Origin of the sequence: Psychromonas sp. MB-3u-54, from assembly GCF_002836415.1 — a bacterium.
Classification (GTDB): Bacteria; Pseudomonadota; Gammaproteobacteria; order Enterobacterales; family Psychromonadaceae; genus Psychromonas.
Genome location: NZ_PJBP01000101.1, coordinates 1 through 24,707 on the forward strand (window position 1 = coordinate 1; position 24,707 = coordinate 24,707).

Genomic DNA, 24,707 nt, shown 5'->3' on the forward strand with positions numbered 1-24,707 from the left:
CTATCAGTTGTCGGCTATCAGTTGTCGGCTATCAGTTGTCGGCTATCAGTTGTCGGCTATCAGATTTCAGTTGTCAGTTGTCAGTTAAGATTATTTTTTATTTCAAATTTATTACTTTAATTTTTAATGTCTATCGGTTAAGTAATTAACCTGAGCTCGGCTCAAGTGAAAATACTAAGTTGCGTCATTACAGCAGTCTTTTAGCTGGAATCTCAGAAAGTTTAAAATATTTTTTTAATAACCCGTTATTTTATATCCCCGATTCAGATTAATTAAAATATAACTCAGCAGTCTTAAATCATACTAAAAAAATAAAACTGAACATGTAAATATTTCAGCCTTGTTATTTATTTTCAAGTTTCCTACTTTTATTTATTAACTTTTTGTTTTTAAGCTTATCTATTAATTGAAATTTATTTCGTAATTTTAATTAATAAATAATATAGGTATTTTAAAGCCCCTGAGTATTAGAGTACTTTAATAAATTTATTGAAGTACTCTTTACTGTTTCGCATGGAAGTCCGTGAAAAAATTTTTAAACTCAATAGTGAAAATATAAGTGTGTCCGCACAGCTGAATATGTTTCTCAGATAGTAGTGGTTTATTGATTAGCTTCTGCTGGCGAACGACAACTTTCTTATTTTGTAACCCCATAGACTGTTTCTGGATATTTCACACAGTAAATTATCAAAAGAACAGGAACAGGTTAAATAATAAGCTATGTCCATTTTAAGCACAGTATAAACAGTCATTCAAATTATTTATTTCAACCCTATCTAATTGATTATATTATCTTTTTACGGACTTTTGACGTATTAACTGCTCTCTGTGGTACATGAAACAATATTATCAAGGATAATACCCGCTTAAAGTAACAGACAGCGCATATAGCGCGATGATTTTTCCGCTTTATTTACGTTCAGCATTAATAATCCAGATAGTACTTCAGCCATAAAATATTGATAACTGATATTTCAGTAACATTCACATCCCCGTATATGTTTTGTCGGGGAGAGAGCAAAAGTTGAACGTTGGAATTTATGAAAACGACCTCAGGACGCTGAAGTCATTTACGACAGTTCAGTATTATGAACGGGCTAAGCTCTGCGTGTCTAAATATTAAATTTTGGTGTTTGTTATAAAATGAGCCTTCAGGCTCGCCGTTTACTAATACATTAGTTGTAAAAATAACAGAATATGGGCGCATGATGCGCTTTTAAACAACATAACAGCTCATTAATATTGTTATTTTTACGTCTATCCTTATGATTATATTGTCTTTTTGTTCTATTTTGATATTTTCACTGCTCTCTATCGTGCATAAAAATACTATTGCAAGGTAACCATACCTATTTAAGCAGCACAGAGCGCTATAATTCCCCCTATTTACGCAATATTTCCTTCATTTCAAACTGTCCTCGCGCACATAACAATAATATTGGCAGCCAAAAATCGGCATGGAATTCTCACTCATTGATGATAACAGACTGTTTAATGTACGATCCACAGTAAAAAACAGCCTAAATATTGTCAGTCTATTAAAATACAGGTTTTAAAAGACTGAGAACTTGATATTTAGCGCTTTATTATGTATAAATAACCAGTAGTATTCATTTTCAGATAAACTAAAAAGGCAGCAAGGATGACTGAATTAATAGACTCCCCAACGGCATTAATAGACACTCAAGAAGAGGATATTTTTTTCAACAAAAGAAATATGTTGAGAGATGCTAATCATTCGACTTCTTATATTGGGCCGGCAGAGTCTTATCTGAGAACACTTTCCGATCTCAGTCAATCGACCATACGCTCCTACCTGCGAAACATAGCCCGACTTTTTGATAAAAATATTGAAGATTTCCCCTGGCATCAGCTGGATCAGGATGTTGTTATTTATATTTTGGATAACCTGACCAAGACAGGTTTGGCACCAGGTACAGTGGGATCTTACTTATCCGCTATAAAAGGGGTTTGTCTGTCGGCACTCAATAAAAAACTCATTTCACCCGAAAGACATCACCTGATAAATATTATTAAAAAGCCTAAGGGCTCGCGGGTCAAAAAGGAAGGAACGCTGCTTTCAGCTGAAAATATAAGGGACCTTATTAATACCTGTGATCAGGATTTAAATAAAACCAAAGGGGTAAGGGATAAAGCTATTATTATTATTCTTCGAGGATGCGGATTAAGACGAACCGAGCTTATCAATATTAGAATAAACAGAATAAATTTTACCGATAAAAAACTCACGGTGGTCGGTAAAGGTAATAAAGAAAGAGAAATCTGGTTTAGTGAGAGAGTTAAACAGGCAATATTGGATTGGCTTGGCATGATATATAACTCATCACTTGAAATAGCGGCAGATAATTTTTTATTTTTAAGAGCCCATAAATCGGGAAAGATTATCAATCAAAGAATTTGTTCGCAAACTGTTTTTGATATTTTTCAGGCAAAACAAAAATTGATGATGGTTAAAAAATTCGGCCCCCATGATTTTAGACGGACATACATTACCGAGCTTATTAATGATGGCAATGCGATTGAAGATATTCAGGGTCTGGTAGGACATTCAAGTCCGGAAACAACAAGAGTTTACGACCTTAATAAAAAAAGAAATCTCAAGAAAATCGGTCAAGATATTACTTTCTAAATATAGCTTTTTAAATAACCTTAGATTGTCTCATTCCAGCCGTGTTTTAGCTGGAATCCCAGAAAGTTAAAAATAGTTTTTTCGAATAAGCCTTATCTCATCGGGAGATGAAAATTTCAAGCTGTCATGTTCTTATTCCGAATTCATGCAGCGGTAATCGGTGCGCAGAGCGCACCCTACGAATTGATTTTATCAATTTAACCAAAAAATTAAGAATGCTTCTCTTATTACCGTTACGCTACAAACTCTCTTTTACGTCTGTTTATGGATAAATCGACTGATTATTAACCTTTTAAAGCTATTTCAGGGTAATATCAGCTTTATTTAATTCATTCCTTTTTTAAGTAAAATCCCTGAACCCCTTGCTATTAGTGCGTTACAGAGTAATTTTATTAAAATAATAAGACTCTCACGTGAAATCTGAGGGAAAGTTAAGGTGTTTCCCTTGATTGATAAAACCTAAGATAAAATTATCAGCCATAGCCATCAGAATTAAGTTTTTAGAGAAGAATAAATTAAAAATAGTTTTACAGTTTGAATATAAAATAATTTATAAGGACCTATTTTATTTTCCATTTAAGCTAGGTTATTTTAAAAAATCACAAAAGAATACCTAAATATAATCATTCTATCTTTCACCTATAAGATTAAATTACTCACCAACTTACTCGTAGGTGAGCATGCTAATATGATACTGCTTGTTCGATAAGCGCATCAGCGAGGTGAATTTTGGTTTGTTGGGATTCGTTTAAGCATAATTTTAGTTGATCACAAATAGTTATTAGCTCTTCAACTTTTGTAACAATACGATGCTATTCTTCTAAAGTAGGAACAAGCAAAGGTATTGACTCAACAACTTTTTTACTTATCTTTGGCATGGTTCCTGAGGTACCTGTCATTTGTAACCACATATGTTCTCTGAAAGTTTTGCCAATAAATATAAGGATATAAATTCTGGTAAAACCTCATTATTAGTGCGAATTTTCATCATTAAATCAGGATAGATATAACCTAGGTAGTCTTTATTAATGTATACATTATACCCAACAAAATTTTATGAATTACCTCGCTGAATGAGGATGTCTCCTTTTCGCAGATAGAGATGAGACTCTTTTTCAATAACTAAAGAAACAAACTTAGACTGTTCTAGGTTTAGAGAACCATATGAGGTAGCACCCTGCTTTAAAACTTTAACATCAGTTTCATATAAAATTTTCTTAGGTGAAAAGCCATTTCTAGGTCCAAAACTTTAAACAGATTTCAGCAATCTCTTTTTATGATTTATAAAAGGTACTAATTTACCTATGATTGCTAGTTTCAGAATAGTTTGTTTTAGCTGATCGATACTGTGCTCTGTTGTAAAAAGGATATCGAAAATTCACTGACCTGTGCCCAGTTTTTATTTAATTCTTTGTGATTTTTGCTGTCGGTAAAAGTAGTTAATAATACTTCCACTAAAGTTTTATGGACATCAATACCGGATTCAGTTTGTTGTTTAAGCTGATCATAAAGCAGCATTAACTCATCTATTTTCTCTGTAATTCTTAGTTGTTCACTATAGGAGGGATAGGTAAAAAATTTTTCCATAGGATCTTTTGTCATATGTATCATCACAATTCCATTACTAGATGCTTTTATACTTGCAGATATAGCTTCAAGATAATGTAAGTAATTGAAAAGCAGCCTGTATTATAACCGAGTCACGGGTAAATTAATTTTTTGTTATTGATGTCATGAAATAATGGCTCGCTTTTTTAATAGGCAATAATGCCAATTTTTAGAGAATAACTTGATTGGTTTACAAAGATCAATCAAAAAATATGATGAGTAGATTTTAGCAGGGTGCGCTTCAGTATCGATTGTTTGCCAGCGGTGCATGAAATGCACCCTACCAATATACAATACCCATTCCATTAAATTCACTTTCTCTATTATCCGTCATCCTTAGGTTTTTGTCGGGGAGTGAATTGAACGACAGTTCAGTATTTGAACGGGCTAAGCTCTGCGTGCCTAAAGAGGCGATATCAGTGTATTTTTAGAATCGGATAACAGCTAACGATGCATGAAATGCAGCCTACCGATATACAATATCTATTCCATTAAATTCACTTTCCTATTAAGTTATCGGGAAACTAAGAATGCGATGTTGATGTGTTTTGAACATAGTAGGCCGCGCACCGATTACTTGTCAACGGTACATGGAATGCAGCCTACCGATATACAATACCTATTCCATTAAATTCATATTCCGATTAAGTTATTGAAATCTAAGCATGCGAAGTAGATGTTTTTGAACATAGTAGGCCGTGCACCGATTACCTGCCTGCGGTGCATGGAGTGCACCCTACGGTTACTGTTTACATCAGTTTTTTTGATATAAAAAACCATACTAGCGATTATGCTGAACGGTATAATATTTCTTCTAATTCAGTGATTGCCTGTTCATATTGCGGTTTACCACCAAAGCCTTTTTTAATAATTTCACTAAGGCTGCCAATTTTTGTAAAGGGCTGTACTTTTAAAACCTGCATACTCTCGATTTCCTGTACGCCAACGTCTGCATATTTGGTAAGAAGATTATTCAATACGGTCTGTGCTGTCTCGGAATATTGAGTGAAATAGTTATGTTTTTTAACCTTGTTTGCCCGCTCCCTGCGCGTTAAGGCGGGCTGGTCATAAACCACATGGCAGATCATATCAAAGGGATCAAGATCCAGACCCACTTCCTGAGTTAAGGCTTCCCAAATAATTCCGGCCTGTTCAAGCTCATCAATCACGGTTTGTTTACGATCCGCTTCATTTATGACTAAAGTGCGATCAAAGTCTTTCTGGTTATAAATACGATCCTCAATCTATTTGTCCTTTGGTTGGCCGCCAACCCTGCAGGTCGACATTGATATCCACACGCACTACTTTATAGGGCGCCAGAAAACCATCTTCGATGCCCTCTTTTAATGAGTAGGTGTAAACAGGCTCGCCGAAGTAGTCGATATTGGAGACTTCATCGGTTTCTTTAGGGGTTGCGGTTAAACCTACCTGCATCGCATTGCTGAAATATTCTAAAATTTCACGCCAGGCACTGTCATCGGCGGCGCTGCCGCGGCGGCATTCGTCAATAATAATCAAATCAAAGAAGTCGGGAGCAACCTGCTTAAAGGCTTTTTGATATTCCTCTGGTCCGGTTAATGCCTGATATAACGCCAGATGAATTTCATAGGCCGGATCGACCGTGCGTTTAGTGACTTTGGTTAGCGCCTGACCGAAAGGTTGAAAATCATTGTTTTTGGTTTGATCGACCAGAATATTTCTATCGGCTAAAAAGAGAATGCGTTTTTTCTGCTGCGATTTCCATAAACGCCAGATAATCTGAAAAGCGGTATAGGTTTTTCCGGTGCCCGTTGCCATCACCAATAGCATTCGCTTTTGGCCACGAGAGGCAGCTTCTATGGTTTTATTAATGGCCTGCAGCTGGTAATAACGCGGTGTTTTACCGTCACCGTCATCATGATAGTCCTGAGTAATTAAGGGTAATTGCGTTTCCGTAAAACCGCGGTAAAGACAATACTTATCCCATAACTGTGCCGGTGTCGGAAATTCTTGTAAACTAATTTCAGTTTCAAGCTGGGCGGGATTGGTTTTATCATGAAAAATAAAACCGTCACCGTTAGAGGCAAAAATAAAGGGCACTTCCAGCAGGCGGGCATAATCTAGCCCCTGCTGCATGCCTTTGCCTTTGCCTATTTCATGTTTATTAGCTTTGGCTTCAATCACGGCAAGGGGCATATTGGGTTTATGGTAAAGCACAATATCAGCCGATTTAACGCATGCCGATTTGACCGCGCACAATGACTTTGCCATCACGCAGTTTTACTTCTTGACGAATTTGGCGCATATCGTCCCAGCCTGCATTTTTAATGCTGGGCAGAATAAACTTGCTAATGATATCTGTTTCAGAGAGTTTTGCTTTTTTTATTGTGTTGTTATGCATGAAATAAAACCACTCATCACTTATGCTTCAATGACTTACATTATGGCATAAAGCTTAATGCGTTGTATGAACTGCGCCGGAAACTTTGATCTTTTAATTATTATTTTTGATAAATTAAATATTTTTATCTTATGAAAATGGTAAATAATAAAAAATGATTGCTTTCTTGAAGCACTATAGAGGCTGGTTGTTCGGCAAATTTTATTGGTCAATTTGTGAGATACTGTATTCGGAATTAAAATTATTGGAAAAATATAATGTTAGTGTTTAATTTAAGTAAAGCAGCAGCCGAGTTTTTCACCGTAACCCGTAAAGGGGAAAAAATATCCTGCGTGGAGTCAGCCCCCCATAAAACGATTGCCGAATCTATTAAAGCTCCATTTTTTCCAGAAGATGTTGATGCACAAAAAAACAATGGCTTTCAATGGCAATGGGTAGTGCATTGCGTTTCGATTAAGCGTCAAAAATATCTGCTAGTAATGGATTATCGTAGCCGTTATTGCCTGACCTTTCCTGCGGGTGAAAAAGGAGATCAATATGAATTTTTAAATATTTTCGAGCAGCATTTAAAAGCCAACTTTCGCTGTATGGCGCATGAAAAAATGCTTGATAGTGCTGAGGTAGATAGCAGTGTTGATGTTTATGACAGTTTAATTGATACCTGTGCCTTTTATCAACGCGGTGATAGAAGCGTGCAGGCACATATCAACGAAGCGGTTTGGCATCTGGAAAGACAGTGTTACGAAGAGGGAATGATCAAAGAAAATATTGATTGTTTACGATTTGACCTGTTCACCGGGGAAATCCCCCGTGGGATAAAAGGCAATAAAGATTATATATTTCCAAACCAAAATTTTTTATCCTATTGGTTAAAGGCATTCTCTGTGGAAAATAGAGCGTTGTTGATTAAGCATGACAATGTTATTGATTTCTCTCAATATGTAAAAAAAAATTAATCGTCATAGGGCACTGCTGTTTTATACCACAGCAGCAGTGATAATTTATTAATCAATCAATTTCGCCTTTGTAACAGGCTGAGCACTAAAGGCTTTCAATGTCATATTTTAATCAAAATTAAATGTTTTTTGTGCCAGGATTTTATCTTGATCAACATTATCTGCCCTGTGTAACGCCGCCAGATTTAGCTTTATTTTTGGAATGTTTTTTTCAAAAATAATTAAAAGCCATAAATCCTGGCCTTGTTATATGCGGTGACTTGCTCGCTGCCGCTGTTTAGTTAGTGCTTTCAATCACAATATTTTCATTGTCAGTGAGTGGGGTTTTATCCTCTTCAGTGCCCTTATCCAGTTTATTTAGTCGTTTTTCTTCTTTTTTCTTCTTTTTTGCAATTTCTTTCTGTTTTTTTTCGAAGGAGTAATTAGGTTTTTTTGCCATTGGACTTCTCTTTTTTTATTTGAGTGTAACTGCTATTTTATTAAAAATATAACAGCTTTAGGGGGTTTAATGGGCACTAAAAATAGCTGCTTTTCGTTTTTTATTGGTCATGTAAATATCTTTTTTATATCAGCTGGTTAATGATTTAGATGATATAGATAAAAAATATAATCAGTGACAGACATCACCTTAACATTTTCAAATCCTGTGTAATCTTTTAATTTATCAGATAAATTCCAGTTGCTCAAAAATAACCCGCAAAGTGTCATTTATCAGCCGGGGAAATAAGCAAAAAAAAGGCAAACCTGCAAAGATTCGCCCTTTTTTAATATTAAATTAGCTCTTTATTGGAGCTGAAATATCAGCGTAAACAGTCTGTTTACGCTGACCTATTAAGCGCGCAGTAAGCAGGATAAGGCGTGAACATCTCCTCCTTTTAATTGCGGTATTTCACTACTGCATTGCTCCGTGGCAATTGGGCAGCGCGTCCTAAAAACACATCCGGAAGGCGGATTGATAGGCGATGGTAACTCCCCTTCCAGCATCTGTATTTTTTTAGCGCGTTCTTTTTTAGGATCAGGAAGCGGCACGGCAGACATTAACGCCTGCGTATAGGGGTGTTTAGGCTCGGCAAAAAGGGCCGAACATTCACCTAATTCAACGGGTTTACCTAAATACATGACCAATACACGATCGGCAATATGTTTTACTACGGACAAATCATGGGCAATAAAGACTAAACTTAAGCCCAGCTCATTTTTTAGCTCCTGTAAAAGATTCACCACCTGAGCTTGAATTGATACATCCAGAGCAGAAACAGGCTCATCACAAATAATCATTTTTGGCTTTAAAATCAGTGCACGGGCAATACCGATACGCTGGCATTGACCACCGGAAAATTCATGGGGATAACGGTTAATCACGTTCGGCAGTAAACCCACACGGGTCATCATATCTTTTACCTGCTGTTTAACTTCATCCTTGGTTAAGCTCGGGTAAAAAGTACGCAGCGGCTCTGCAATAATATCGCCAACATTCATGCGCGGATTTAAGGATGCCAGCGGATCCTGAAAAATCATTTGAATCTCTTTGCGTTTTTGGCGTAAAGGTTCAGCTTTGAGCTTGGTAAGATCTTGCCCTAACCAAACCACGTTACCTTCACTCGCAGGTACCAGCCCAATAATCGCGCGCGCCAGGGTTGATTTTCCGCAACCCGATTCGCCAACCACACCCAGCGTTTCACCTTCATATAATTTAAGACTGATGCCGTCAACCGCTTTTAGGTTATCGGGCTTAGCCCAAGGAAGCATCGACTTAGAGGGGATACTAAACTCCACTTTAAGATCGTTAATATCAAGCATTAATTTTTTTTCACTGTTCATTACCAAGACTCCCATTCAGAAAAACAAGCACGAGAGCGCTGCTCGGCAAAGGATGTTAATAGCGGTGCTTCTTTTTTACATTTATCCATCACACGATGGCAGCGATCCTGATAAGGACAGCCGGTGGGCAGATTAAGAAGATTAGGCGGATTCCCCGGAATAGTGGGTAAAATATCACCCTCGGTATCTAAGCGTGGAATTGATTTCAACAACCCTTCCGTATAAGGGTGGCTTGGCTGATAAAAAATTTCATCAACGCTGCCGTATTCCATCGTACGGCCAGCGTACATGACCAGTACCTTATCGCAGCTTCCCGCCACTACGCCTAAATCATGGGTGATCATAATAATGGCGGTATTGAACTGATCTTTTAATTCATTAAGTAGCGCCATTATCTGCGCTTGAATAGTCACATCCAATGCGGTGGTCGGTTCATCGGCGATAAGCAATTTAGGGCGACATAAAAGTGCCATGGCTATCATTACCCGTTGACGCATACCACCGGAAAACTCATGCGGATACATAGTGATGCGTTTGCGTGCTTCAGGTATTTTGACCGCTTCGAGCATTTTGACCGATTCTTCAAAGGCTTCTTTTTTACTCATGCCTTTATGCAGAATTAGCACTTCCATCATCTGTGCACTCACTTTCATATAAGGATTAAGTGAGGTCATCGGATCTTGAAAGATCATTGCAATCTGCTCTGCACGTACTTTATTTAAGGCTTTCTCGGATAAATTAAGTATTTCATTACCTTCAAATTTTGCGCTGCCGGAAATAATACCGTTTTTCGCCAGCAAGCCCATTAAGGCAAATACCGTTTGCGACTTACCCGAGCCTGACTCGCCAACAATGCCGAGTGTTTCACCGGCCTGCAGCGAGAAATTAAGATCATTAACCGCGGTAAGATTGCCGTCCTGGGTGGTAAATTCAACGCGCAGATCTTGTACATCTAATAAATTCATGGTGTTTCCTTCAATTCTTTTATCTGTCTTTAGGATCAAGCGCATCGCGCAGACCGTCACCGATATAGTTAAAACAGAACAGGGTGACGACCATAAATGCAGCCGGGAATGCAATCTGCCAGATGGCAATTTCCATGGTCTGCGCACCTTGTTGCAATAAGGCGCCCCAACTGGTCATCGGCTCTTGTACCCCTAAGCCTAGAAAGCTAAGAAAAGATTCGGTTAAAATCATACTCGGTACCAGCAATGTTGAATAAACCGCAACGATACCTAATACATTGGGAATAATATGACGCCTGATGATATTCCATTTACTCACACCACAGACATGGGCAGCTTCGATAAATTCTTTACCCCGCAGGCTTAAGGTTTGACCGCGTACAATACGCGCCATATCCAGCCAGGCGATAGCACCGATGGCCACAAAGATAAGGACAATATTACGACCGAAGAAAGTGACCAGCACAATCACCAGAAACATAAAGGGAATAGAGTAGAGTATCTCAAGAAGTCGCATCATCGCCCGGTCTACTTTGCCACCGATAAAACCGGATGTCGCACCATAGACAGTACCGATAACAACCGCAACAAACGCGCCTAAGACCCCGACCATTAATGAAATACGCCCGCCGATAAGGGTGCGCACGAAAAGATCGCGACCGAGACTGTCGGTACCAAACAGATGTGCCGCGGAAGGCGCCTGATGCAGCGCATACCAGTCGGTATCGTCATAGGCGAATTCAGCAAACATTGGCACAACAATAACCGCGACAATAATAGCCAATAATATCACCAGGCTCACCATGGCCGCTTTATTGCGCATAAAACGGATCCGCGCGTCCTTCCACAGACTGCGCCCTTCGATTTCTAAATTGTCAGAGAAATTATCAAGCGCGTCTAAATTTTGTTTTTTTGTTAACATAATATCCGTCCTTTAATAGCGAATTTTTGGATCGACATAAGCGAGAAGAATATCAACGATGGCGTTAAATAGAATAAACAGAAAGCCGATGATAATGGTTATTCCCATCACTAATGAATAATCACGATTAAACGCGGCATTAACAAAAAGTTTACCAATACCAGGCAAACCAAAGATGGTTTCAATCACCACTGAACCGGTAATAATACCCACAAAAGCGGGCCCCATATAAGATACAACGGGCAGCATTGCAGGCTTTAGAGCATGTTTCAGGACAATATAGGAAAAGCTTAATCCTTTCGCGCGTGCGGTACGAATAAACGGACTATTAAGGGTTTCAATCATACTGCCACGGGTGATACGTGCAAAAGTGGCCACATACATCATCGCCATTCCCAGCACGGGTAAGACCATATATTGCAGTGAGCCATCCAACCAGCCGCCCGCCGGGAAAAAGCCGAGATTAATTGAAAAGATATAGATAAGAACGGGTGCGAGCACAAAGGATGGCATCACAATGCCCAGCATAGCCGTCGACATCACACAGTAATCAATCCATGTATTTTGCCTAAGTGCTGCAATAGTACCGATGGCCACCCCAAAAAACAGGGCAAAGATAAAAGCAAAAGAACCAATTTTTGCCGATACAGGCAGTGCCGCGGTAACCAATTCATTCACGGTAAAATCTTTGTATTTAAAGGAAGGCCCTAAGTCACCCTGAACAACATTGGTCAGATAAGTGGTATATTGCTCCATTACCGGCTTATCCAGCCCATATTTGGCATTAATATTTTCCATAATCTGCGGTGGCAAAGTTCGCTCGCTTGAAAAAGGACTGCCCGGGGCAAAACGCATTAAGAAGAAAGAGACAGTGATCAATATCAGCATGGTCGGTATTGCTTCAATGACTCTTTTTAGTATGAATTTAAACATAATTAACTCAGTTTAGTTAAACAAAAAAGAGGCGTTAATAGCCTCTTTCTATTAGCAGCCTTTAAAGGCTATTCAGCGATAATATACATATCTTTTGAATACAGTTTATCTTCTGCATTATTGCCAGCATAACCGCCTACGTGAGGGTTTACTAAACGGGTTTGTACATACTGATAAATAGGGGCAAGCGGCATATCTTTAGCGAGTAATGCTTCCTGCGCGTAATACAGTTCTTTACGCTCAGACGCTGAAGTTGTTTCAATCCCGCGCTTGATTAAGTCATCATATTCAGCGCTTTTATAATGGATCCCACCCGTGGTATTGCTGCCTTCCATTAATGAAGTAAAGGTTGATGGTTCGTTATAATCACCACACCAACCTGCACGCGCAGCCTCAAAATCACCCTGTTTTTTGCTTTGCAGATAGGTTTTCCACTCTTGGTTTTCTAAAGTAACTTCAGCACCGAGTGTTTTTTTCCACATAGAACCGATCGCCACCGCGAGTTTCTTATGGTTTTCACTGGTGTTATATAACAAGCTAAATTTAAGGGGATTAGATTGGTTATATCCGGCGGCGGCTAATAACGCTTGCGCCTTAGTATCACGCTCTTTTTGGGTCATTTTTCCGTATGCAGGTAACTCAGGACTAAAATCTGAGATGATTTCCGGGGTTAAAAAGTAGGCTGGTTTTTGACCTTGTCCCAGCAGTATATTGGCGACAACATTACGATTAATGGCATAAGAGACGGCTTTACGCACACGCAGATCATCAAAAGGCGGTTTATGGGTATTAAAGTTATAATAATAGGTGCACAGACTGCCCTTAATTGCGAGCGATTCAGGATGCTCTTTTTGCAGATTTTTAAAGTGCTCGTTTGATATCTCATAGGTAAAATCAAGCTCGCCGGAAAAGAAACGGTTCATCTCTGAGACTTGGTTTTCAATCGGTAAGTAAGTCACTTTGGTTAAAACGGTTTTTGCATTATCCCAGTAATATTCATTTGGCGTCATTTCAATACGTTCATTGACTACCCAGTTGCTGACCAGAAAGGCACCGTTACCCACAAAATTTTCCGGTTTAGTCCACTCATCACCAAATTTTTCAACCGTTGCCCGATGCACGGGTTTAACCGTGGTATGTCCCATCATCATTACAAAATAAGGAACTGCACTTTCTAAATGCACCTCAAAGGTATAATCATCAACGGCTTTAACACCTAATGCGGATTTGTCTTTTTTTCCGGCAATGATATCCGACGCATTGGTCATGGTCGTCATATCAAGATACCAGGCATAGGGAGAAGCGGTTGCCGGATCGACTGCACGTTGAAAACTGTAGACAAAATCATGCGCGGTAACCGAATCACCATTTGACCATTTTGCATTTTTACGCAGATGGAAAGTGAAGGTTTTATTATCAGCCGTTTCCCAGCTTTTTGCCACACCGGGAATTATATTACCCTCTGCATCCTGATTAACCAGACCTTCCAACAGATCACGAATAACATGTGATTCAGGAACACCTTGTGTTTTCTGCGGATCAAGTGAAGCGACCTCTGTCCCATTACCCCGAACCAATTCTTGTTTGGCGGCCAGTTTGACACCGTCCGGTACATTAGCTGCCAGTGTTGTAAATGAGGTTGCAGCAAATGAGATGCCAGTCGCTAAAAGTAGTGCTTGAGTTATTTTATTTTTATACACTTTTGAAGTCCTTTCTAATTTAAAAACAGTTTTAATACATGATGATAGCTTTAATTTAATATCTAGACCTATTCCAGATCAAGATGTAACATTTTAAAAATATCATTAATTTGACTCGCTCGGAGTATCTGATGTCTGCTCGTTGACTTTTAAAAAATGTTCAGTTATTTTTGCTGTTTTATTTTTTGTTGTAAATTAAATATATTGCTCTCCATTTTCTTATACTGTGTTTTTTAAGTCGAATATTCTCATAAAAAAGCTCATGGAGGGAACTTCCGGAGCAGTAATGATTTACATAATTCATTTTTTAATTTATTAAGCCATTGATAACTAAAGACAGTGAATAGCTATTGCCCATTTTTTTTCATCTCTTTTATTTTTCATGTCTTTCGCATATAACATGCCAAAGAATGCATATAACATGCCAGATAGGTAAATAAATTTATTTGCAGCATAAAACGCTGCTGTTAGTTGATTTTTTATTCACTATTATGGGCATGGAATAAAAAAATAGATACGAGGTATATATTAAGCATTTTTTTTACTTTACAAAAAACAAGCTGCACAAAATTTCGCCCTGAAATGTGTAAAACAAGGGTGGGTGCACCAGAGCGGTGCATCAGGATCAAAGGGTGATCATTCGCCATAAAGCTTGGGTTGTTGTATTAACTGCGCTGGTAACTTAGGTGACAATGATCACTTTCAATGACAGTGTTTGCTTTTTAAGCTGGTGGACTTTGATCCTCTGCCGTGTTCTTGGCCAGTTTATTTAATCTTTTTTGCAATTACTTTCTGTTGTTTTTCTACCGAGTAATATTTTTCCTCGAACGCCATTAGGCTTGTAAAATATAAAAAGCATTAAACCTTTGTGTATCTGTCACTTGTAAACAAAGATACGCAACCAATTTTGAATACAAACAATAAGCCTCTTAGATTCAAAATAGACTAATCTTAATATAAGCGTCAGTGAATTAACAAATGACCCTGCATTGCAACTATGTACTTGTCATTTCTCTCTTCGTTATCACTGGCCTCCTTTCGGCTGAGAGAGATAAACCTCATCAAATTATCAGGGAGATAACCATGCCCCACAAATTCACTCTGGCTGACAGCCTGCTCGATCCTCCGATTAAGCGTGCTGCCTACAGTGATCGCACTGCCTGGTTGATGGCTGTCATGTCTTCCCTTGCTTATATACGCTTTGAGCAACCAACACCTCTTGATAAACTGGCAAAGGAGTTGCTAAGAGAAACCAACGAGCGGAATATTCTGATGAAACTTAATGCATTGCTCGCCGCAGAAAACCGCGAGCAGCTCAAAAAAGAGTTGGAATCTGATCTTCGGGATATCGGCTTCCAATTGGTTGATACCTACAATATATCAATTCCCCTGGTCGTCGATACTCAGGCATATTTGGCTAAAATCACGCTTCAAGACCGCGATCCGATGTTGGTTCTTGCCTTTAGGGGCACTGAAGTGACGAACGCGGCCGATATTAGAACCGATGTTTCTGGCAATCCGATGAATGTTGGCCCTAAAGGAAAAGGTCATCAAGTACACTCTGGATTCTACAATGCCTTTAAGGCAGTGCAGTCTCTTATCGAGGAAAGCCTTAATAAACCCGAGCTAAAAGGCTTTCCTTTATATATTACCGGGCACAGCCTGGGCGGAGCGCTTGCTGTAGTTGCAACCTACTGTATATCAAATGATTCAGTCGGATCCTGTTATACTTTTGGTGGTCCTCGTGTCGGTAATCTGTTATTTGGACAGAGTATCAGGACGCCGGTCTATCGGGTCATCAATGCAGCAGATCTGGTGCCACGATTACCCCCCTCATATTTAATAGAGGGTATGACGCTTCTCTTGAGATGGTTACCGGTAATCCCTTATAATAGCCAAATTGCAGATTACCTCGAACGGTTCCGGCATTATCGGCATTATGGCGATTTGCGCTATCTTAGCGCTGCCACGCGAAATACAGCGGAGGCGGATGGTATGCTGGCTGCGTATCCTGGTTTGCAGGTGATTGCCAATCCTCCTCAGGTAAGTAGATGGATTTGGCTCTGCCGCAGGCTCATTGCAACCTATGGGCGTGCAGGAATTAATGACCATAACATCAACATTTACGTGGAAAAACTGGCTTACTGGGGAACACAGAGAAATCTTGATAAGCCTAAATTAGTCAGCACGGCTCAAGAATAAATAGGGGGCAGTGCACAGAGAAATAATATCGTGTCTGAGGAAATGGACAAAATTTCGGCATACTTTAGCGGCAGCCTAATAGAAAAATAAATTGACCTGAAAGCAGGGTATAAATGTTACGGATGCCTGAAAAAACAATTTAATCATATAGTTAATAGTTTACTGCAAAGCACATTAAAAAATAAACGTCCGGAAAAATCACCATAAACAACGACCTTGTCGCATAATTAATTATAATAATTATGCGCGGATCACATTTTAAGATAGTTTACCGTGTCACTTCATAATAAGAAATCGCAATGGATGCATATAAAGATAAAAAAATAGTTGCCCTTGGTGGTGGTCATGGTCTAGGGCGAATACTATCTGCTTTAAAGGGAATTGATGACAACGCTACCGGTATTGTCACGACAACTGATAACGGGGGCTCTACGGGACGAATTCGTCACTGTCAGGGAGGCATAGCTTGGGGTGATACACGTAACTGTATAAATCAGCTGATCACTGAGCCAACGTCAGAATCAATCATGTTCGAATATCGATTTAAGGGGGAGGGAGAGCTGAATGGCCACAATCTCGGTAATTTAATGCTCACCGCTTTAGATAATTTATCGGTCAGACCAATGGAAGCAATTCAATTGATCCGCACTATGTTAAAAGTACAAGTTAATATTGTCCCTATGTCTGAACACCCTTCTGATCTCAAAGGATTAACCGTTGATGGAAATTGGGTACACGGCGAGACCCGTGTTGATCAGATGGATCAACAGCTGGTGCGCCTGGAATTAGAGCCGGAGGTTCCGGCAACCCTTGAAGCTATTGTTGCAATTGCTCAAGCCGACTGCATTGTGCTTGGACCGGGTAGTTTTCTGACCAGTGTCATGCCGCCGCTATTATTGCCTGAAATTGGGCGTGCAATATTCAATAACCAGACGGCAAAAGTAATTTTTATTGAAAATATCTCGCCTGAAGATGGCTCTGCCGGAAGAATGAAAATTAAACAGAAACTTGAATGGTGTGAAAGAGCATGCCAGGGGCGAAAAATTGACATCGTCATTGTTGACAGCTCCTACCCTGATATTGAGCCGGAATGGTCTTTCTTTAAGGCCGATTTGGCCTCGCCAAATAGAGATTGGCGCCACGATAGAGAAAAACTCAAAAATGCTATTCTCGCGCAGTTTGATCATTAAGGTTTGAGTTTTTATCATTCAGCCGAATCATTAAGGTTTGAGTTTTTCTCGTTCAAGCCGAATCATTAAGGCTTGAGTTACTTTCTCTCATTCAGCCGAATAATGCGACAAATATTTATTTTGTCGCCCCCCCTTCCCCATTTATTCAGTCTTTAAAAATACGATTAACTTAATAGCGTAATAAATTTTATTTATCACTTTTTTTAGCTGTTATTCATCGTTTATGATCGCAAGTTTTATTTTTTGCTACTATTCTGACATTGGGCAGATCCTCTCACCAAATGACACTCAGACTATTTTTACAAAGGTATTTTTGTCTTACAATAAAATGTATTATAGCAACTTTTGCAGTGATCACGAACCGAGCCGTAAAAGAACATAATACAAGTGTTATTTGATTTTCCTTTAATGAACTATTATAAAAGCTGAAATTACTTAATAAAAAACAAAAATAACTTATATATTTTCTACAACTTAAGGGTATTACTAATAATGATTGAGACATTCTCATTTGTTAATTTAACTGCAACGAGTATTTACCACACGCTAATAACGAATAAAATTGTATTAACTATCAGCTTAATTTTATTTGTTATGCTGAGTAAGTTTTTACTTGTGAAGTTAATCAATAAAAAAGAAAAACAGAATAAACGATTAAAAATCAATATGCTGGGCAATGCTGTCACGGTGTTTATTTTTATTGGTATTTTTAATATTTGGGCAGTTGAATTTCAAAAGTTTGCAATTTCTATTGCTGCATTTACTGTCGCTATTGTGATTGCAACAAAAGAGTTTATTCAGTGCTTCATTGGATTTGTGTACATTACTTCCAGCCGCCCATTTCGCATTGGCGACTGGATACAAGTTGGTGAAGACTATGGCGAGGTGCATTCGACCGACTGGGCTAAACTAACCTTATTAGAAGTCGATATTGATGCCTATGAATATACGGGTAAAACGCTTTATTTACCCAATAGTAAGTTAATTACATCTTCGATTAAAAATTTAAACTTTTTAAAGCGCTATGCGATGCATCATTTCACTATTACCCGTGATGCAACGGTTAATCCATTTGTTTTTTTGGATGAGTTATATGCAAAAGCTTATGAGTATTGTGCTGATTTTAATGACGTGGCGATACGTTATAATCAAATAATTGAAAGCCGTTTAGATGTAAATATTGCAGGACCCGATCCTAAAATACAAGTAGCGACGTCAGAGATTGGCGACACTCAGGTCTTATTTACCATCTTTTGCCCGACAGACCGTGCAATGGCAATAGAGCAAAGCATCACTTCTGATTTTATGGAGTTTTGGTTTAAACAGAAAGGATTAACGGAAAATAATATAGAGAAGATTAATCTTGGCTGATTAAATTAAAAAAGGGTAAACCCGCAAAAGTTTACCATTTTTTTGATATTAAATAAGCTCCTCATAGGCGCTAATATTTATTCACTCTACTCTATCCTGGGTCGTTTACCCATCCCACTGCTGTCTTATTGTCAGATACTCCAATCGATAAACGAAAAAATACCATCCCGATTTACTCTTTAAAATTATCCCAGCGGATTTGTGAGCGTAAATTTAATGGTGGTCTTATTTGAATGCCGACTAGCACCAACCATGACAATAAACGTATAGCTCGTAGGGTGCATTCTAGGCACCGATTGCCGCTGCCTGCGGTGCATAGAATGCAGCCTACCGATAACACCATACAAAAAGTGGTCCGATTTACTATTCAAAATCATCCCGGCGGTTTTGTGAGCGTAATTTTTTCCTTTGAAGTAACTGATCGTAAATTTAATGCTTTTGGTATAAGCCATCTTTGAATATTTACCATTTTCATTATTTCCGCTGATTTGAAAGCCTATAGAGTTGCAATCTTTCTGAGCAGAAATGAAGGTTTATTATTTACAGTTATATCGAAAAAGCGGCATAGTGATAAGAATGTAAGGCATTAATGGCAAAGGAGGATCGACAAAGCAGCATTTTGTATGTGCTATGTGTCGCACATACATAATGCCGCTTTTGATAAATATCATAGGCAGTCGTTCGCTGTTGATGCACAAAATCCCTACCCATAGGCGAATAGGGTTTTGTACAGAAAGCAGGCTAATTAACTTGCTTTTAGGTTCTCATCAGACTTAGCTGTTAGGCTTTCAAATAACGCGGAAAAGTTATTTAAACCTTCTTCAACGATGGTATCGGATATAGTCAGCGGCGGCAGAAAACGGATCACATTACCGTAAAAACCACAGGCTAAGAGCACTAATCCGTGTTGAGCGGCATTAGCAATAATAGCTTGAGTTAATTCTGTGTTGGGCTGCTCTGGGTCACCATTTTCTACAAGCTCTATCGCAATCATCGCGCCTTGGTTTCTCACCTCTAATATAAGATCAGGGCGTTGCGTTTTAAGCTGACTCAGACGTTGATTAAAGATCTCACCTATTTGCACCGAACGTTGCACAAGGTTCTCTTCTTCCATCACCTCAAGTACCGCTAATGCCGCCGCACATGCAACCGGCGAACCGCCATAAGTTCCACCAAGGCCGCCCGGTAAGGGAGCATCCATGATTTCACTTTTACCTACTACAGCAGAAAGAGGGAAACCACCTGCAATCCCTTTTGCCATGGTCATTAAATCAGCTTCAACACCGGCGTGTTCAAAGGCAAACATTTTACCCGTGCGACCAAAACCGGTCTGAATTTCATCGGCAATTAAGACAATGCCATGTTGGTCACAAATTTTGCGTAATGCTTGTAAAAACTCAGTCGGCGCTGCGTAAAATCCGCCCTCGCCTTGTACCGGTTCAACAATAATAGCAGCAACATCAGTTGGGCAAATATCCACTTTGAATAAGTTTTGTAATGCTTTTAATGAATCTTTTACCGAGACATCATGGTGCTCCATCGGGAAAGGGGCATGGAAGATATCTGCTGGGAATGGACCGAACAGGTTTTTGTACGGTGTCACTTTACCCGTCAATGCCATGGTCAAATTAGTACGGCCATGGAAACCGCCGTTAAAGGCAATTACACCACGACGGCCAGTATGGGCACGGGCAATCTTCACACAGTTTTCTACCGCTTCCGCACCTGTAGTCACAAAAATTGCTTTTTTAGGGGAATTGCCGGGTGCTAGCGCAGTTAATTTTTCAGCCAGCTCTACGGCAACTTCATAGGGATTAATCATCACACAGGTATGGCTGAATTTATCGACTTGCTGTTTAACCGCGTTGATAACTTTAGGGTGGCTGTGGCCGGTGTTACAGACCGCAATGCCGGCACCAAAATCAATATAACGGTTGCCTTCAACATCCCAGATTTCAGCATTTTTTGCATAATCGACATAAACCGGATAAGTATTACCCTGACCGCGTGCGATAACTTGTGTTTTTCGGTTTTGTAAGGATTCGTTGGACATGATTTTATTCCTAATATTTTATTTAATACTTAATCGACAATAATGGAGAAAGCGTTACTTGTTTAAGCTACTTATTTAAGCCGCCCATACATAAATACTTAATTTCTAAATAATCATCCAATCCATATTTAGAGCCTTCACGGCCACTACCTGATTGCTTGACACCACCAAAGGGGGCTGCTGCATTTGAAATTATGCCTTCATTAATGCCCACCATGCCATATTCGAGGCCTTCTGCAACACGCCAAACGCGGCCGATATCTCGCGAGTAAAAATAAGCGGCTAAGCCATATTCACTGTCATTTGCCATGGCAAGCACTTGATCTTCATCGCTGAAGGCAATAATTGGCGAGACAGGCCCAAAAATTTCGTTGCGCGCAACCGGCATATCATTACTTACATTGGTCAAAATAGTCGCCTGATAGAAATTATCACCGGCACTGTCACGCTGTCCGCCTAAGAGAATCTTTGCGCCCTGCGCAACAGAATCAGCGACCAGTTTACTCACACCATCAACGGCGGTGCTTGAAATCATCGGGCCAATATTGACGCCGTCGGTTAAACCATTGCCTAATGACAATTTAGCCACCGCAGCGCTAAATTTTTCTGTAAATAAGTCAAGTATCGTATTCTGCACAAAAATGCGGTTGGTGCACACACAGGTTTGTCCCGCATTACGATATTTAGAGGCGATGGCGCCTGCGACTGCAGCATCGATATCCGCATCATCAAATACAATAAAAGGTGCATTACCGCCCAGTTCCATGGAGACTTTTTTTACCGTAGTCGCACATTGGCCGATTAACAGTTTACCTATTTTGGTTGATCCGGTGAACGTAAATTTAGCAATATCAGGGTGCTGAGTCAGTACTTTTCCTATGCCCGATGCATCTTCACCGACAACCACGTTAAAGACCCCTGCTGGAATACCTGCTCTTTCTGCAAGCTCTGCCATTGCCAGTGCAGACAGCGGTGTTTGTGTCGCTGGGCGAACAACGAAAGTACAACCTGCCGCTAATGCCGCTGCGGCTTTTCGAGCAATCATTGCATTTGGAAAGTTCCAGGGAGTGATCGAGGCGACTACACCAACGGGTTGCTTAATCACGACAATACGCTTGTCACCCGATGGTCCGGGAACAGTATCACCGTAAACGCGTTTGCCTTCTTCAGCAAACCATTCAACAAAAGCCGCACCATAGCCTATTTCTCCTTTTGCTTCGGCAAAAGGTTTACCTTGTTCAAGCGTTAGAATGCGCGCTAAATCATCCTGGTGTTGGATCATTAAATCGAACCAGTTACGCATTAACGATCCGCGTTCATTAGCTGACTTCGCTGACCAAGATTTTAAGGCAGTTTTTGCTGCTTTTACAGCAAGTTCGGTTTCAACAATACCGGCATTACTCACTTTAACGAGAACTTCATCCGTCGCAGGATTGGTAACATTAAAATAAGATTCACTGCTGTGCCAGCTACCATCAATATACGAAAAAGTTTTTATTAATTGACTATCTTGTATTCCGTGCATGGTTATCTCCAAATTGATTTTCATATGCTAAACGCTATTAACATGCCTGAATCTGCAATTTAAGCAAGAAGCAGATTTTTTAGCCCTATTTATGTTTACCTATTGAATAACAATATCAACTGATGTTAAATACAAAACATTAAACAATAAGTTTGAGGGCTGTAAAACTTTGAATAAGACATCGATCATTCCTAAACCGCTCGCGGAATATGATTTACGCTTGTTGCGTATTTTTGTTGCGGTTGTCGAACACGGCGGTTTTTCGGCTGCGGAATCGGCCCTTGGCATTACTCGCTCGACGATCAGTATTCATATGTCAAATTTAGAGGAACGTATGAAGCTCAAACTATGTTTACGCGGGCGAGGTGGATTTTCGCTGACGGAAGACGGGCAAACAATCTACCGTGCGGTGATAAATTTATTTGATTCACTGAATGATTTCTCACGTCTGGTGGGTACATTAAGTAAAGAGCTAAATGGTGAATTGGTCATTTTGTGCGATGACCAGTTAAACCGCTCGAGACAAAATAAACTCGCCGAAGTAGTGAAACTTATTCATAAAAACTCTCCAAATTTGCACCTTGTTTTAGACAGTGAACCCATCTCTAATATTGAAAAATCCTTGTTAAAAGATAAAGCACATATCGGCTTATTCCCCGATTACCAGCATATCGAAGGGCTGCATTACCAGCACCTGATGAGTGAAGCCGTGTATCTTTGCTGTGCTAAAACACACCCTTTTTTTAACAAAGTCGATACCTTAATCAGTCCGGCTGAATTAGGCAGTGTGCCCGCTATTCATCCCGGCATTGATATCGATGCCTTAGGCATTGAGCAGCTGAAAAAATTAAACCTAGCAGCCAAGTCTTACCAATTTGATACTCGAAAAGCGATGATTTTATCGGGGTGTTATATCGGATTTATGCCTCAAAGTTATATTCAGAATGAGCTTAATAACGGAGACATAAGGATTATTCAACCCGGCGAACTTACCTATCCATTTAATTTATCACTGGTTGCAAAAAAATCGCCCCGAGAGGCCAATAAAGTAAAATTATTAACCGATATATTAAATCGTGTTTTTGATCCCGAATAAGTAATCGAACATGTAGATTCATATCATATTAATATATCAGGTTGATATGTAGCGACATTAAATTACAAAAATGTTTGATTTTATATGTTCACCTACTTAGCGCAAGACTCTGATCTTCTGAACTGTCATTTTCGACTCTTTGTCTGTTGGTGCTCAATGTGGTGATCTTTTTATATAATATGACCGTATCATCAACAAAGACTGCAAATTAAAAACAACAAACAAGGAATATGACATTATGGTTAACAGAGAAAGAATAAATAACAATAATAATATCAATCCTGTTAGCCCCAAATCATTACTCAACAGTAAATGGACAAAAATAACGGTGTTCAATAAAGAAAAACATTTTATTGTCAGTGAGGTTGAGTTTAATGAGGATAAAAAAATAATACGTTGTGTTATGCAGGCGGTTATTAACCATGCTGAATATGACATTAACTGGCGATCGCTAAAGGACGGTAAACAGTGGTTAATTGGCTGGAAATAAGCACGGTTTTAGGTGAGATAAGCTAAACTTATACTATAAGGATTGATAATAGGTTTGCTGACGTGGAGTGTTCATTATGAGTGACTTTACTGAAAAAATTCGCCTGCGTGGGAAAGCGGAAGAAGATATTTATTTTGCTAAATTAAACCAAAAATTGGTTGAAGCATTGCATCAAAAAAGGGCTCAACAAGCCGATAAAGAAAGCGCTAAAAACCTGACTAAAGAATTAGCACTCGAACCTGAAAATTCTCCTGAGTAAATGTTGCACCAGTACGAAAGGAATAGTTTCTTTTTATGTGCAGGCCCCGAATTTTTGGTTATAAATCGATCCGCTATTATTGTTCACGTAATTTTAGAACTGCTTTTTTGGCCGATTCAAAGGCAAAGCGGGTAATATCTACCTCCGCCAATTTTACCCATTCAACCGCGGCAACATCATCTTGTGCTTGAACCCTTGGCTTTTCATTCAATTCAACTACAAAAAAAGCATCACAGGTCTTATATTCAACATCCTTATACAAATAGGTATTACTGTTGGAAAATATATATTTTGCGCCTGTGACAGTCATGTTCAATTCTTCATACAACTCGCGCACCACGGCATCTTCAAGTGATTCATCCGGATCAACAAAACCACCGGGAAGATCCCACATGCCTATGCCCGGATTTTTCGCTCTTGTCGCAACAAGCAGTTCATTCTGACAACAGATAGCCACCATTACAGCTGCCGCGGTGTTCTGATAAAAGGTAAACTCACATTGTTCACAAACAAATTTCTTAGATGAAATCGTTTCAAGTGACTTTATACCGCATTCGGGGCAATACAGCATAGCTTCTCCAGGATT

The 24,707-nt window shown here is 39.3% G+C and carries 18 protein-coding genes and 1 pseudogene; 8 read left to right on the forward strand and 11 right to left on the reverse strand.

The features are described from left to right. Positions 1-1,642 precede the first annotated feature (1,642 nt). The gene (locus CXF72_RS03955) at positions 1,643-2,650 is read left to right on the forward strand and encodes a site-specific integrase (protein WP_101036982.1); all 1,008 of its coding nucleotides are present in this window, start codon (positions 1,643-1,645) and stop codon (positions 2,648-2,650) included. 1,332 nt (positions 2,651-3,982) lie between these two features. Here the strand turns inward: CXF72_RS03955 and CXF72_RS03960 are convergent. Next, positions 3,983-4,261 (reverse strand): hypothetical protein, encoded by a 279-nt coding sequence (locus CXF72_RS03960; RefSeq protein WP_101036983.1) that lies wholly within the window; start codon positions 4,259-4,261, stop codon positions 3,983-3,985. 785 nt (positions 4,262-5,046) lie between these two features. Further along, a pseudogene (gene hsdR / locus CXF72_RS03965) lies at positions 5,047-6,638 on the reverse strand (EcoAI/FtnUII family type I restriction enzme subunit R). A gap of 257 nt (positions 6,639-6,895) precedes the next feature. On the opposite strand from hsdR, the gene CXF72_RS03970 reads away from it, so the two are divergent. Then, positions 6,896-7,594, forward strand: coding sequence for a DUF6933 domain-containing protein (locus tag CXF72_RS03970; RefSeq protein WP_101036984.1), 699 nt, complete (start codon positions 6,896-6,898; stop codon positions 7,592-7,594). A 277-nt stretch (positions 7,595-7,871) separates the two neighbouring features. On the opposite strand, the gene CXF72_RS19515 is transcribed toward CXF72_RS03970, so the two are convergent. From CXF72_RS19515 to CXF72_RS03995, 6 genes are all read right to left on the reverse strand, one after another. Beyond that, complete coding sequence (locus CXF72_RS19515) at positions 7,872-8,033, reverse strand: hypothetical protein (protein ID WP_198552491.1); 162 nt, start codon at positions 8,031-8,033, stop codon at positions 7,872-7,874. 392 nt (positions 8,034-8,425) lie between these two features. Further along, positions 8,426-9,415, reverse strand: a complete 990-nt coding sequence (oppF, locus tag CXF72_RS03975) for a murein tripeptide/oligopeptide ABC transporter ATP binding protein OppF (protein ID WP_101036985.1) — start codon at positions 9,413-9,415, stop codon at positions 8,426-8,428. Beyond that, positions 9,415-10,380 carry an ABC transporter ATP-binding protein gene (locus CXF72_RS03980; protein ID WP_232784870.1) on the reverse strand — a complete coding sequence of 322 codons (966 nt, stop codon included), beginning with the start codon at positions 10,378-10,380 and terminating at the stop codon, positions 9,415-9,417. The genes oppF and CXF72_RS03980 overlap by 1 nt, the downstream gene beginning before the upstream one ends. A 19-nt stretch (positions 10,381-10,399) precedes the next feature. Next, the gene (gene oppC, locus CXF72_RS03985; RefSeq protein ID WP_101036987.1) at positions 10,400-11,302 is read right to left on the reverse strand and encodes an oligopeptide ABC transporter permease OppC; all 903 of its coding nucleotides are present in this window, start codon (positions 11,300-11,302) and stop codon (positions 10,400-10,402) included. A gap of 12 nt (positions 11,303-11,314) precedes the next feature. Next, positions 11,315-12,235, reverse strand: a complete 921-nt coding sequence (gene oppB / locus CXF72_RS03990; protein WP_101036988.1) for an oligopeptide ABC transporter permease OppB — start codon at positions 12,233-12,235, stop codon at positions 11,315-11,317. A 68-nt stretch (positions 12,236-12,303) separates the two neighbouring features. After that, the gene (locus tag CXF72_RS03995; protein WP_101036989.1) at positions 12,304-13,935 is read right to left on the reverse strand and encodes an ABC transporter substrate-binding protein; all 1,632 of its coding nucleotides are present in this window, start codon (positions 13,933-13,935) and stop codon (positions 12,304-12,306) included. A 1,083-nt stretch (positions 13,936-15,018) separates the two neighbouring features. On the opposite strand from CXF72_RS03995, the gene CXF72_RS04000 reads away from it, so the two are divergent. The 3 genes from CXF72_RS04000 to CXF72_RS04010 all read left to right on the forward strand — a co-directional run bounded on the left by CXF72_RS04000 (position 15,019) and on the right by CXF72_RS04010 (position 18,698). Beyond that, on the forward strand, positions 15,019-16,137 hold the full coding sequence (locus CXF72_RS04000; protein ID WP_157823181.1) for a lipase family protein: 1,119 nt from the start codon (positions 15,019-15,021) through the stop codon (positions 16,135-16,137). A 299-nt stretch (positions 16,138-16,436) separates the two neighbouring features. Continuing rightward, a complete protein-coding gene (yvcK, locus tag CXF72_RS04005; RefSeq protein WP_101036991.1) occupies positions 16,437-17,327 on the forward strand; it encodes a uridine diphosphate-N-acetylglucosamine-binding protein YvcK in 891 nt (296 codons plus the stop codon). A 492-nt stretch (positions 17,328-17,819) separates the two neighbouring features. Next, positions 17,820-18,698, forward strand: coding sequence for a mechanosensitive ion channel family protein (locus CXF72_RS04010; protein ID WP_101036992.1), 879 nt, complete (start codon positions 17,820-17,822; stop codon positions 18,696-18,698). A gap of 745 nt (positions 18,699-19,443) precedes the next feature. Here the strand turns inward: CXF72_RS04010 and gabT are convergent. Further along, the gene (gene gabT / locus CXF72_RS04015; RefSeq protein WP_101036993.1) at positions 19,444-20,751 is read right to left on the reverse strand and encodes a 4-aminobutyrate--2-oxoglutarate transaminase; all 1,308 of its coding nucleotides are present in this window, start codon (positions 20,749-20,751) and stop codon (positions 19,444-19,446) included. A 67-nt stretch (positions 20,752-20,818) separates the two neighbouring features. Continuing rightward, complete coding sequence (locus CXF72_RS04020; protein ID WP_101036994.1) at positions 20,819-22,276, reverse strand: NAD-dependent succinate-semialdehyde dehydrogenase; 1,458 nt, start codon at positions 22,274-22,276, stop codon at positions 20,819-20,821. 169 nt (positions 22,277-22,445) lie between these two features. Between CXF72_RS04020 and CXF72_RS04025 the strand changes: the two genes are divergently transcribed. The 3 genes from CXF72_RS04025 (at position 22,446) to CXF72_RS04035 (ending at position 24,121) form a co-directional block, all read left to right on the forward strand. Beyond that, a complete protein-coding gene (locus CXF72_RS04025) occupies positions 22,446-23,372 on the forward strand; it encodes a LysR family transcriptional regulator (RefSeq protein ID WP_101036995.1) in 927 nt (308 codons plus the stop codon). 274 nt (positions 23,373-23,646) lie between these two features. Continuing rightward, the gene (locus tag CXF72_RS04030) at positions 23,647-23,862 is read left to right on the forward strand and encodes a TIGR02450 family Trp-rich protein (RefSeq protein ID WP_101036998.1); all 216 of its coding nucleotides are present in this window, start codon (positions 23,647-23,649) and stop codon (positions 23,860-23,862) included. 76 nt (positions 23,863-23,938) lie between these two features. After that, the gene (locus CXF72_RS04035; protein ID WP_101036996.1) at positions 23,939-24,121 is read left to right on the forward strand and encodes a hypothetical protein; all 183 of its coding nucleotides are present in this window, start codon (positions 23,939-23,941) and stop codon (positions 24,119-24,121) included. A 76-nt stretch (positions 24,122-24,197) separates the two neighbouring features. On the opposite strand, the gene CXF72_RS04040 is transcribed toward CXF72_RS04035, so the two are convergent. Next, a partial coding sequence (locus CXF72_RS04040; RefSeq protein ID WP_232784871.1) for an NUDIX hydrolase occupies positions 24,198-24,707 on the reverse strand: 510 nt, incomplete at its 5' end.

Bases quoted from the DNA above. Each gene is read 5' to 3' on its own strand.
- CXF72_RS03955 (WP_101036982.1), top strand. From the start codon at position 1,643: ATGACTGAATTAATAGACTCCCCAACGGCATTAATAGACACTCAAGAA.
- CXF72_RS03960 (WP_101036983.1), bottom strand. From the start codon at position 4,261: ATGATACATATGACAAAAGATCCTATGGAAAAATTTTTTACCTATCCC.
- CXF72_RS03970 (WP_101036984.1), top strand. From the start codon at position 6,896: ATGTTAGTGTTTAATTTAAGTAAAGCAGCAGCCGAGTTTTTCACCGTA.
- CXF72_RS19515 (WP_198552491.1), bottom strand. From the start codon at position 8,033: ATGGCAAAAAAACCTAATTACTCCTTCGAAAAAAAACAGAAAGAAATT.
- oppF (WP_101036985.1), bottom strand. From the start codon at position 9,415: ATGAACAGTGAAAAAAAATTAATGCTTGATATTAACGATCTTAAAGTG.
- CXF72_RS03980 (WP_232784870.1), bottom strand. From the start codon at position 10,380: ATGAATTTATTAGATGTACAAGATCTGCGCGTTGAATTTACCACCCAG.
- oppC (WP_101036987.1), bottom strand. From the start codon at position 11,302: ATGTTAACAAAAAAACAAAATTTAGACGCGCTTGATAATTTCTCTGAC.
- oppB (WP_101036988.1), bottom strand. From the start codon at position 12,235: ATGTTTAAATTCATACTAAAAAGAGTCATTGAAGCAATACCGACCATG.
- CXF72_RS04000 (WP_157823181.1), top strand. From the start codon at position 15,019: ATGCCCCACAAATTCACTCTGGCTGACAGCCTGCTCGATCCTCCGATT.
- yvcK (WP_101036991.1), top strand. From the start codon at position 16,437: ATGGATGCATATAAAGATAAAAAAATAGTTGCCCTTGGTGGTGGTCAT.
- CXF72_RS04010 (WP_101036992.1), top strand. From the start codon at position 17,820: ATGATTGAGACATTCTCATTTGTTAATTTAACTGCAACGAGTATTTAC.
- gabT (WP_101036993.1), bottom strand. From the start codon at position 20,751: ATGTCCAACGAATCCTTACAAAACCGAAAAACACAAGTTATCGCACGC.
- CXF72_RS04020 (WP_101036994.1), bottom strand. From the start codon at position 22,276: ATGCACGGAATACAAGATAGTCAATTAATAAAAACTTTTTCGTATATT.
- CXF72_RS04035 (WP_101036996.1), top strand. From the start codon at position 23,939: ATGAGTGACTTTACTGAAAAAATTCGCCTGCGTGGGAAAGCGGAAGAA.